2 protein-coding genes are annotated in these 972 nt (G+C 57.9%); both read right to left on the bottom strand.

Annotation, left to right across the window (positions count from 1 at the left end; all coding sequences use genetic code 11):
* Positions 1 to 222: 222 nt before the first annotated feature.
* Positions 223 to 789, bottom strand: coding sequence for a VUT family protein (locus EN780_RS35245; protein ID WP_128276540.1), 567 nt, complete (start codon positions 787 to 789; stop codon positions 223 to 225).
* On the bottom strand, positions 782 to 972 hold a 191-nt coding region (locus EN780_RS35250), incomplete at its 5' end, for a 7-cyano-7-deazaguanine synthase (protein ID WP_189557045.1). The genes EN780_RS35250 and EN780_RS35245, both read right to left, overlap by 8 nt.

The following is a 972-nucleotide window of genomic DNA, read 5'->3' on the forward strand; positions in this document are numbered from 1 at the left end:
GTAAGGTTTTCTGTCTTTGCCGCGATTTCTTTTAAAACCTCCTCGCTCTTGAGCGTCACAACGCTTCCGCAGGCTGTGAGACGAGGAAAATACTCGATGTCACGCGCCCAAAATGCGTTCCAGATCGCCCCCAACTGCGACAAATCCCGTTTGCCCCCAGCCATTCTTGATGATCCCAATTTGTAATTGCGGAAAGCGATTTCGGTTCGTTGCTTCTAGGTCTCAGGCGGGCAAAAGCCCTAGCCGGCGGTCCCTCTCTCGCAGCCAAGCCAAGGCGGGCAGCGCCGCTGCTACCATCCAAGCCTTACCAACAATTTGGCCGACGAGGAAATCGAGGCTCCCAAAGGCCAAAGTGAGGAATACTATGCTATCGATAACAAGCCCCACTATGCTGCTTGCGACCGCGGCGCGGACGAATCCGCGACGCTGCAGCGGAGTGTAAACGGCTAAATCTGCTATTTCCGACAGGAGAAACGCTGCCGTGGAAGCAGCGACCAGCGCCGGCGGTGCAAAACTCGCCGACAACAAGGCGCCGATTGCAATTGCGGCAAACGCCCAGCGTAACCCAAGTCGCCGCTGCACAAGGTCGCGCAGTACCAAGGCGAGACCAACCGCCAGCACCCCGCTAGGCGCGACAAGTCCGGGCGCCACTGGAATCAGACATGGGCCGTTCGGAACGCAGGTTGTTCCGACATCGCCGATGAGCCAGTTCGCCAGAGGGATAGATCCGGCAAAGCACAATAGGAATACGATTCCTTCCGCCCTGCGGAGGCGATCAATTTCAGCCATTAGAAACCTCCATTGTCGGTAATGGCGTTGCCGGCAGCGTCGCGAATTGTCGATATCCCTCAGCGCGCAACTCGCAGGCCGGACATTGACCACAGCCACAGCCCCATTCGTGATGATGGGTGCGATCGCCTTGGTAGCAGGTGTGCGTCTCGTCGCGGATCAGGTCCACGAGCTCATCACCAC

Source organism: Mesorhizobium sp. M4B.F.Ca.ET.089.01.1.1, from assembly GCF_004022605.1.
Lineage (GTDB): Bacteria > Pseudomonadota > Alphaproteobacteria > Rhizobiales > Rhizobiaceae > Mesorhizobium > Mesorhizobium abyssinicae.

Excerpts from the sequence above, each read along its gene's own strand:
- EN780_RS35245 (WP_128276540.1), bottom strand. The coding sequence starts at position 789 with ATGGCTGAAATTGATCGCCTCCGCAGGGCGGAAGGAATCGTATTCCTA.